Below are 6,252 nucleotides of genomic sequence, written 5' to 3'. Positions count from 1 at the left end.
AAGGCTAAAGCAGAAAAATGTGATGCAATGGAAGGGTTAATTAAAGAGGGTGAAAGTATCATCGAAGAAACAGAGCCGGGCTCAGTAAGAGATGCGGGGATTATAGCAGCTGCCCAAAAAGTTGAACATTACGAAATTGCATCATATGGAACTCTTATTTCTTATTGTAAACTATTAGGTGAAAAAAAAGCAATGAAAATCCTTCAACTTACTTTAGATGAAGAAAAAAATTGTGACACACTTTTAACCAAACTGGCAACTTCAGAAATTAATATTAAAGCTGTTAAATAATACATATTCTACATGTTATAAAATTACAATAGACTTGAGTATTTCAAGTCTATTGTAATTTATTTCGTTTTTTGAGACTTTTGGTAAGCTTATAGTAAATTTACAATGTCTATTTTCAGTAGTTTTAAACGCTTACATGGTTTTTTATAATTACGATCAAAGTCACTTTCCAAAATCCTATCAGGCTAATTAATAGCTTAGTTTTTCTGCATTAAAATTTTCTGCAATTATATATGGTTGGTTTAAATTAAAATTATCTGGACTTACAACTTCATTGCCGAATATTAGTATTTTCATATTTTTTTCTTCATTCGAAATCTCACTTTTAATTTCTAATGTCAGATTTTCTTCTTCGCATAGTTTTTTAAACGGTTCAAAAAGAATTTTTGGTAGATTTAAATGTTCGATACGCTCTGCAGTATTTACAATACCTCTCCACTTTTCCGGAATTTCTTTCTGAGCAAATAAATTTTGGGTGCTCCAAAAGAAATCTTGAATGTTTTTCCAAAAACCAACTTCATTTTCTAACATTTGATGAAACTTACCAATAAATTCAAATTTATTATTTGGAATTCCATGTACCTCACATTCAAATTCTGATCCTTGAATAATCAGAATTAAAGGATGATTATCATAAATGTTTATTTTTAAAAAAGGCATTAAATTTCCAAAGTCCAAATTTTTGAAACTAACAATATTTTCTGCGGTAATAATCCAATGACTCTCTTTTTCTGATTCATCAATAAGAGTTATTCTTAACTCAATTCTTGACTTTTCCGCATCAAAATTTAATTGTTTTAGATATGTGAAACCTTGCGATGAAAAGTTTTCTGAATTCGTTAATTCAATTAATTCTTTCATTGTCTATTGTTTGAGGAAAGTGTTTTTTGATTAAAAATAACTTCCAAAATTGCGTCAAGCTAATTTATAACTTTCGTTAGTCTATTTATACAATTAACGAAATTTATTTTGATCATTTTTGATACTTCACTGCACAATACTTTATATTTTACAGATTTAATTTGCATCTATCGTTTTTTGAGATTGATTATATAAATTAAAATATTATTCAACTATCTCCAGGAATTTCGTAAACGTCATAGAATCCTACTTTTCTCTTACCTGATTTATTAGTGATAAAAATTTCTTTTGCTTTTCTATTTTTGATTTCTTCCATGTTTGATATAAAAGGATCAAAAACATATGATCTCATATAACCTAAATTAAATTCTTTATCATGCACATTTACTTTTACTTCAGTATTTCCTCCAAAAAACATTATATGTTCTTCTTTATTAATATTCAAAAATCCTTTATCAAAACTTTCATCAAGAACAGCCCTTAGTGACGGTAGTGGCAATTCAACAAAAGTATTTTCCGTCTTCGCTATTATAGATTCAAGCGTGTGATAGTTATTTTTGTTAATGGCGTTTCTACTTATGTCCTTAAATCTTATCATGTGCAAAGTTTCAACTTTGCATTGTTTTTTTTGTGTATTTTAATAAAAATGTAAATATTAATACAGATTTATTTTATTAAAGAGTAATAAATCTTATTCTAGATTGTATATTTATATAATATCACTATAATTTAATCAGTCCAAATGATTGTTTCTGCTTTTATGTAATTTTAAGATCCTTTCCTGTTGTTCTTTTGCGATGGTTTTTCCGGTAGCCGAAAAATAAGCACCTACTGGATCATTTTGAAAATCGTTTCTTTTCCTGATAAATTTTATATAGTCGGTTTTAACAGTATTTCTAATACTGATAATAGGCTCTTTTATATTACTCAATCCAACAAATATAAAATGAAAAAAATATTTGTCATCATAAGCTTCTACAACAAGTCCTGGCAGCCCTTTAAAAGTATATGGCCCTTCTGAAATAGGAATTTCTTCAGTATACCAGGCCGTAATATTTTTATTTCTGTATCTACCAGTGGCCTTGCGGCATTTATAGGCTCCTATTGTCTTAGTTTCATTAATAATTATCCATTTAATTTCTTCCTGCGCTTGAAATTCGTAGGTGGTATTTAAGATTTTATCAAAAATATCTATTGTATGGTCTTTTTTATATACTTCCGGAACAAAAGAAGGTTTGGGAAGTTTGGAAAAATCTATTACCATGTTGCCATCTGTTGCATTTTTAATACTATTTTTAATAGTTTCTAAAGCGAGAGAATCGTATTTCGCTTTTTGGTCACTTTTAAAAATTGATGTATTTCCCCCAATCCATAACCCTGTTATTTCTTCCTTTTTTGAAGTTACATCGGTTGTGTCTCTTAAGAATTTCACAATATAGCTGATCTTAATATTTGAACTGTCAATTTTTTGGGCAGTTAATGTACTAGGAAAAAATGACAGAAAAATTAAAAATAGTAATTTCATTGCTTAATTGTATTTACGAAGCCTCAATAAGCAAAGGTATTAATCGCCTGTTCATTTACCGTGAATATTTATCGTTTTTTGAGATTACAATTAAATTTCAATTGGAACTTGTAAAAGAACTGGAGTGTAAATATCAACATCTATATCTGATGTTTCAATTGTTACAATTAAGCTATAGCGAATCTGCTTGGTATAGCGAGCAAGTTGCTTTCTGTTTTTCCACCAACCTCCTACAGGATAAATTGCAATTTTATTTCGTGTCGAAAGATCTATAGCTGTTCCTTCCCAAATATCTTTATGGATAGATCCTTTATCACGAGCTTTTGAGCCAAGAATCCAATGCTCATTTCCTTCGGGAATATAATTGTCATCGCGAGCTGCTTTACTTACTCTTGCAGAAAATGCCTCTTCGCTCTCGTTTGTATCAATCATTTTAAATCTTAAGCCATGCGAACGGTAGCTTGCTGCAAGTTCATATTGACGATTACCTGGATTAGGCTCGATGAAATACGACAACGTTAGTTTTAACTGGACAGGAGTATTCATTAGTTCCTGAAGCACATCAGCAGGCCATGGTAAGTCTATAAGATGAAATTCATTTGTTTTAACTCTATTATCTTCAAATTTATATGGTTCCAGATATCTTTCAATAATTAATGAAAGTGAATTATTAGCACTAAATTTTGCTTTATTAAAATTCGGAACACCATATCCCACAGTTGATAAAAGAGCAAGCTTACGATCAATAGATAACTCTGAAATCTGATGTCCGCCCAGCATAGAGTCAGTCCAATCTGCTGAATGAATAATTAATGCTCTAATAGTCTCAGGCCAATATGCTGGATAAGATTCATAAAGCTGTGCTGCAAATTTACTTGCCAAAGCTGTTGAAGCACTTGTATCTCCGAATGTTGTAAACCATGAACGTCCTAATCCACCTTTCGCGGTCGATAAAAGAGACAACGAATCCGGGTCAATTATTCCTTCACTAAAAATTCCTTGATTTCCACCCTCCATAACAATATCAGGTTTTCTTGGCCATTCTTGTTGCCACATTATAGATGTTTTATTACATGGTGCCATATCTCCCCTTTGAGCAACCAATAATGCTTCAGGAAACTGATTAAAATCTATTGCATCCTTTAAAGTATATGCACCTACGGTAACTGCATTAAAGGATTGCGCAGGATCCTCAATTGAATATTCATCATTAATTATTGGAAAATTTATCCGATCATCCATCGGAATGTTGCCAGAGGATACAAAAAATAGAGTTGTAATATTTGGATTATCTGGATCTCCAAAAATTCTTTGATCTATTGCTGCTGACCAAGATGAAGGTCTTCCTAAATGCGCTAATGTATCACTCGTTACTGCCATGCAAACAATCCTTTTACTTCGTGGATTGATTAATTCTGCTCGAGCAATAGCCTCCTGTGTTATAGCACCATATAGTTCAGGATTATTCGGTTGGCTTGGTTCAATAATCTTTATACTTTCGAGATCATGGTAAATCTCTATCCTGTTAAATCCATCCATGGCATCACTCAAATCCCCGTACATAATCAATCCCGCCATAGGCGTACCATGACCTTGCCTATGAGAATCACTTTTAGACCAAGATGGCTCAATTGTATCTAAATTCCGAACATTAATCAAATTTTCCAATAGCGGATGAGCGATATTAACACCTGTATCTAATAAACAAACAGATACATTACCTACCACCTGATAATTATCTATTCTTTCATTGAGGTTTTGAATCCAATCATTTTGCTCTTGCTTATCAAGATAAGTAAAAAAGTCTGCTGTTTCTTTAGGTTTTCTTAATTCCGAAAGAGAATCAGTATATAAAATAGAATTACCTAGTTGGATTGCATTTCCATAAACTAAGAAAACAATATGTTCTGGGAAAGAAAGATGCCTACCTCTCCCGATTCGGATCTCAGCATTTGCCAAAATTTCAAAAATTTTTCCAAGTTGTTCATCAGTTGATATTAAAGAATTTCTATATATCCAGATTTCCCACCATGTACTCTCTCCAGATTCCGGAAATGCAAGTTCGGGCTCCTGCCAAAAACTTTTTAATGTTGCACTTTTGATTGACTCAATATTAGCAATGAGATTCTGATGCTTAGGATTTCCTCTAGCAGTTTCTTCACCGATATACTGTTCCACTTTCCGTAAAAAGCCACCAATGGCTCTAGGATTCATACAGACAGTTGCTTCGTAGGTATCGTCTTCCAAGCTTTCACCAGGTATTCTCCTGTATGAAGCGAGTCTGTAATTCAAACTTGCATCTTCAAATTTATCGATATCTAAAAGGAATCCTGGTGCCGATTTGAAAACAAGATAAACGAACTCAACTTCAGGAGCAAGTACCTTAAAAATATCAACAGCTTCGTTAAATTCATTTTGTATTTTTTGCCCTTGAACTGCTCTGTCAAGATTTAGACGCGGTTTTACTTTACTTCTCCCCGTAGAAACGGAGGTATAAGGCAGTGGAGCTGTACGTTCTTTGAGAAAAATGTGATCACGTAAAAATTGAGGCATATTTTAGGTTAAAATGGTTTCTTTCTATGCTTTATCGAATCAATAAAGTCATTCTCAGAAATTTCATTTATCCCATACACCAAAATATCTTTTGCAAGATCTTCACAAACTCTCGAAATCTCAGAATAACTGAGGCCTATTGACTCTTTAGCAATTTTTTCTAAATTAAAACTATTACTTAAATTAAGTTCATCCAATCTTTTCAAATATAGCTTTTTAATTTCCGGTAATTCCGGTAATGTGTAAATGATTATATCATCAAAGCGTCTAAAGAGAGCTGTATCTAAAAATTCAGGAATATTAGTAGCAGCAATGATTACACTGTTGGAGTTGTCCTTCTCCAACTGCAATAGAAAACTATTTAAAACTCTCTTGATTTCTCCGACTTCATTAAGACTTGTTCGGGTAGTTCCTACACTATCAAATTCATCAAAAAGGTAGACAGCTCGAAATTGATGCATTGCATTAAAAATTAGCCTAAGCTTTGCAATCGATTCTCCCATATATTTGCTAATAAGACCATCGAGCCTGATAACAAATAAGGGAATAGCTAGTTCGCTTGCAAGAGCGCTAGCAGACATCGTCTTTCCACATCCAGGAGGACCGGCAAATAATAGTTTTTTTCTAGGCTCAAGATTATGATGTTTTAAAAGTTCAATTTTAGATTGTTCATCTAGTATCCGTCTAAGTGACTTGTTGATTTTAGAAGATAAAATCATACTACTAAGCTTAAACTCTGGCTGAATAAGTTCTAATAATTCGTTTAATTCCTTTTGACCAACACTATCATGAAGTGGCTTTATGATGCCTGTGAATTTTGATTTGCTTGACTTTGCGTTATCAATAAGCTTTTTTATTTCATCTGCTAAAATGACATGCCCTTTTTTAGCTTCAGCGGCGGCAATTTGCATGGCGGTAGCATAAAATCTGCCATCGTCACCAACCCCGTATGATTTAATTAAACTCTTTATTTGTTCTGCTGCAGCCATAAGTCTTTAATATACAAAATAACAATAAATATT

6 protein-coding genes are annotated in these 6,252 nt (G+C 32.3%); 1 reads left to right on the top strand and 5 read right to left on the bottom strand.

Features of this window, described 5'->3' with window-relative positions; genetic code table 11:
* Positions 1-291, top strand: a 291-nt coding sequence (locus M2373_RS22140) for a ferritin-like domain-containing protein (RefSeq protein WP_259113615.1), incomplete at its 5' end; no start/stop codon positions are given.
* A 189-nt stretch (positions 292-480) separates the two neighbouring features.
* Here the strand turns inward: M2373_RS22140 and M2373_RS22135 are convergent.
* The 5 genes from M2373_RS22135 to M2373_RS22115 form a co-directional block, all read right to left on the bottom strand.
* Positions 481-1,152, bottom strand: coding sequence for a hypothetical protein (locus M2373_RS22135; RefSeq protein ID WP_259113614.1), 672 nt, complete (start codon positions 1,150-1,152; stop codon positions 481-483).
* 208 nt (positions 1,153-1,360) lie between these two features.
* Positions 1,361-1,750: a hypothetical protein gene (locus M2373_RS22130; RefSeq protein ID WP_259113612.1), complete on the bottom strand. Its 390-nt coding sequence runs from the start codon at positions 1,748-1,750 to the stop codon at positions 1,361-1,363.
* Between the two features lie 135 nt (positions 1,751-1,885).
* Positions 1,886-2,677, bottom strand: a complete 792-nt coding sequence (locus tag M2373_RS22125) for a GLPGLI family protein (protein WP_259113611.1) — start codon at positions 2,675-2,677, stop codon at positions 1,886-1,888.
* 90 nt (positions 2,678-2,767) lie between these two features.
* Positions 2,768-5,230, bottom strand: coding sequence for a S8 family peptidase (locus M2373_RS22120; RefSeq protein ID WP_259113609.1), 2,463 nt, complete (start codon positions 5,228-5,230; stop codon positions 2,768-2,770).
* Positions 5,231-5,238: 8 nt separating this feature from the next.
* The gene (locus tag M2373_RS22115) at positions 5,239-6,219 is read right to left on the bottom strand and encodes an AAA family ATPase (protein WP_259113607.1); all 981 of its coding nucleotides are present in this window, start codon (positions 6,217-6,219) and stop codon (positions 5,239-5,241) included.
* Positions 6,220-6,252: the final 33 nt, after the last annotated feature.

Source organism: Chryseobacterium sp. JUb7 (assembly GCF_024806495.1).
Classification (GTDB): domain Bacteria; phylum Bacteroidota; class Bacteroidia; order Flavobacteriales; family Weeksellaceae; genus Chryseobacterium.
Note: the sequence above shows the minus strand (reverse complement) of the source record. Positions and strands in the feature narration are given on the sequence as shown.